Source organism: Tissierellales bacterium (assembly GCA_035301805.1).
In the GTDB taxonomy this organism is placed as follows: Bacteria; Bacillota; Clostridia; order Tissierellales; family DATGTQ01; genus DATGTQ01.
This window is the reverse complement of the sequence record DATGTQ010000282.1, coordinates 1-3,484: the sequence shown is the minus strand read 5'-3', so window position 1 is coordinate 3,484 and position 3,484 is coordinate 1. Positions and strand designations below refer to the sequence as shown.

General features: G+C 30.1%; 3 protein-coding genes. 2 read left to right on the top strand and 1 reads right to left on the bottom strand.

Going from position 1 to position 3,484, the window contains the following annotated elements:
• Positions 1 to 328 precede the first annotated feature (328 nt).
• A complete protein-coding gene (locus tag VK071_13855) occupies positions 329 to 1,222 on the top strand; it encodes a LysR family transcriptional regulator (protein HLR36399.1) in 894 nt (297 codons plus the stop codon).
• 27 nt (positions 1,223 to 1,249) lie between these two features.
• On the opposite strand, the gene VK071_13850 is transcribed toward VK071_13855, so the two are convergent.
• On the bottom strand, positions 1,250 to 2,515 hold the full coding sequence (locus tag VK071_13850; GenBank protein ID HLR36398.1) for a YeeE/YedE family protein: 1,266 nt from the start codon (positions 2,513 to 2,515) through the stop codon (positions 1,250 to 1,252).
• Positions 2,516 to 2,912: 397 nt separating this feature from the next.
• Between VK071_13850 and VK071_13845 the strand changes: the two genes are divergently transcribed.
• Complete coding sequence (locus VK071_13845) at positions 2,913 to 3,413, top strand: radical SAM protein (GenBank protein ID HLR36397.1); 501 nt, start codon at positions 2,913 to 2,915, stop codon at positions 3,411 to 3,413.
• Positions 3,414 to 3,484: the final 71 nt, after the last annotated feature.

Below are 3,484 nucleotides of genomic sequence, written 5' to 3'. Positions count from 1 at the left end.
TGAAAAAGAAACATGAGGTCCTTTTTCAAACATAATAATTTCAGCATCCTCATCTAACCTTCTAACTCTTGCTGCTGATGAGGCCCCACCAGCTACTCCACCAACAATTAAAATTCTTTTACCCATCTTTTATTTTCCCCCTTTAATTTTAAATTAATTTTGTTCCATAATGGGAATGTATGATATACTAATGATAATTAATAATATCTACTTAGTTAGATATTTAATTATCTATCTACTATATTAATATAAAACTACATTCCTGCATAATAAACAGTTATTATATATAATAACCTTTTCTTATATACCAAAAACGGGAAGTGAAAACATGGATTTAAATTATTTAAAATCATTTTACATGACAGTAAAATGTAATAGTATTTCAAGGGCAGCAAAAAAGCTTCATCTTACCCAGCCGGGGTTAAGTATACAGATTCAAAATCTTGAAAATGAAGTTGGTGCTACTTTACTAGAAAGAAGTAACAAGGGTGTCGAGCTAACAGAAGAAGGACAAATAGTTTTTGAACATGCAAATACTATGCTTTCTTTAGAAAAAAACATAATAAAAAATCTAGAGGATTTACAAAATGAAAAGAAAAAATTATCAATATGTGCCTGTAAAAGTCTAGGTGAATACGTTATTCCCTGTAGTATCTATACTTTTAGAGAAATTTATGTAGATGTTAATGTATTTCTAGAAGTTTACAATACTAATACTGTTATCAAAAAGCTTTTAAGTCATGATACAAATATAGCCATCATTACAGGTGAACATGACTTTGAAAATATTGAAACAGTACCAATTTTAGAAGATGAATTTTTACTTATTGCCGGTCCTGATGTGGAAGAAGAAAGTATTACCCTAGATGAAATTACAGATATTCCTCTTATTTTAAGAGAAAAAGGCTCTTATAATAAAGTTCTTTTATCAAAAACCTTATTAGAGCACTCTATTAATATTGATGATTTAAATATAGTATTGTCTGTTAATTCATCAGAATCTATAAAATCTTCAGTTTCATCTGGAAGGGGATATGCCTTTCTACCTAAAATAGTAGTTAAACGAGAACTTAGAAGAGGTACATTGAAGGAAATTAAAATTCAAGATTTTGAGGCTAAATTCAGTTATTATCTTGCTTATAGAAAAAATTATAAATTCACAAAATGTGAAGAATACTTTAAAAAATTTATCACTTCAAATAAGAGATGCTTTTGTTATTAAAAATAGTGGCCAAAATGGCCACCATTTTTATGCTTTTGCCTTTTCTTTTTCCATATACTTTTTATATATTTTAGAACCAATCACTCCACCAATAGTCATTGCTATTAAAAAGAACCAACCTGATAATGAAAAATTTGCCATACCTGAATATAGTGCACCAACATTGCAACCACCAGCTACCTTAGCACCATAGCCCATTAATATACCACCTAGTGCATAAAGCCCTACATCTTTGCTATTGAAGTCAAATTTAAATTTAAAATTTCCAGCTAATAATAACGCAATAGTAGAGCCAAATATTATACCTATATTTCTTACAGAAACTGGATGATTCATAAGTCCTTTATTTACTGTTTCAGAAATAGCAGCTAGTGGTGCATTGGATGTAAAGTTTATCCCAAACTTTTCAAACAGCCAGACTCCCCATAAGGTATATGGCCCTGAAGCACCCCAACTACCACCTGTAGTATTAATAATAAATATAAACATTAATGCTATTAATACTGCACCAGTATAATAAGACCATCTTTTGACAAAAAAATTATGATAAGTTACCTCACTAAAAAAGTTAAATTCTTCTGGCTCTGGAAGTGGCATTTGCCAGTCTTCATATTCTAATTCAATATATGTTCCTTCCTTTTTTCTCTTATCCTCATATTTCCTCGTAAATATATAAATTAACAATAACAAAACTAAAGATAATATAACCGTACCTACATATCCAAAAATATCTGGTAAATAAACAGTTATGCCCATCTTAGTGAATACGCTTTCCTCCCACCAAGAACCATGAGCAGTTCCAAGGATACCACCTATCGCAAAGAACAGTAAAACAATCCAAGCTCTCCCTTCACCTTCTCCAGTATCTGTCAATACTCCAGAAGCACATCCACCGCCAAATATCATTCCTATACCAAATATAATACCTCCAACAATAGTGGATAAGCTTGCTTTTTGAACAAATCCAGTTCCTGGTATAATTGTATCACCTTCTTCAGCCCTTAAAGCCATAACTGCACCATTTTCAGCTGCTCCATAATGTATCCCAGCTGTAGCTATTATGGATAATGCAAACATTAATAATAGTGCCTTAGTTAATGCACCATCACCTGTAAAATAAGTTTCCCTAATTCCTCCAGCAAATCCATATCTAGACCTAGTCAATATATAGCCAAGAGCTAAGCCAGTAATTAAAAATAATGCTAAATTACTATCCTTTGCATATTGAACCTTTGCAAAAATGATCATAAGAATTATAACTCCAATACCTATAAATACTTGTTTCTTATTCATCAAAATCCTCCTCTCAAATTTTAGAGATTGTTAAATAATAATTGTTAAAATAATAACTTAACTTCATCTTACTTATAGGCTATTACACTTTCCCCCTCATGCATAGTAAATAATAGTTATACATAATAAAATTATTTTATATCAATTGTTTTTCTTCTTTATAAATTGTTGTAGATAGAAAAATAGTATGTTAACATTTAATTAAATGAAAGGCATACATAAAGGAGGCCTTTTTGTGGAGGCCATAAAAAACCTGATTGGTTAAAAATAAAACTACGTGGCGGTCAAGATTTAAATAGTGTGCATAGGATTTTAGATGCGCTTTCATTAAATACAGTATGCCGAGAAGCTAAATGTCCAAATCTTATGAAATGTTTCAGTAAAAACCGCAACGTTCATGATTTTAGGAAAAAACTGTACTAGAAATTATAAATTTTGCAATGTCATTAAAGCACCAGTAGAATCTATAAATCCTAAGGAGCCTATAAATATTGCTAATGCTGTTAAAAAGTTAAGTCTTAAATATGTAGTAATAACTTCAGTAACTAGAGATGATTTAAATAACGGGGGCGCAGACCATTTTACAAAAGCTATAAATAGTATTAAAAATGTAGATAAGAATATAATTATAGAAATACTTATTCCTGATTTTCAAGGAAATAACGAAGCTTTAACTAAAGTTGTAAAAACTAAACCAGAGGTAATAAATCATAATGTAGAAACAATTCCAAGCTTATACTCTAAAGTAAGACCTATGGCAATGTATGAACATTCCTTAGAAGTATTGAAAAATATAAAAAAAATGGCCTTAGATTTAGGTTTTAAATTTGTAGCTTCTGGTCCTCTAGTAATAAGCTCTTATAATGCAAATGAAGCCATAGATTTAATTATTGACTAACCTATGGAGAGGAGTAGACTATATCTCCCCATTTTTTATTAAAAGCATTACATCAATTATAAAATAATGAT

Coding starts and splice junctions, on each gene's coding strand:
- VK071_13850 (HLR36398.1), bottom strand. CDS start 2,515: ATGAATAAGAAACAAGTATTTATAGGTATTGGAGTTATAATTCTTATG.
- VK071_13855 (HLR36399.1), top strand. CDS start 329: ATGGATTTAAATTATTTAAAATCATTTTACATGACAGTAAAATGTAAT.
- VK071_13845 (HLR36397.1), top strand. CDS start 2,913: ATGATTTTAGGAAAAAACTGTACTAGAAATTATAAATTTTGCAATGTC.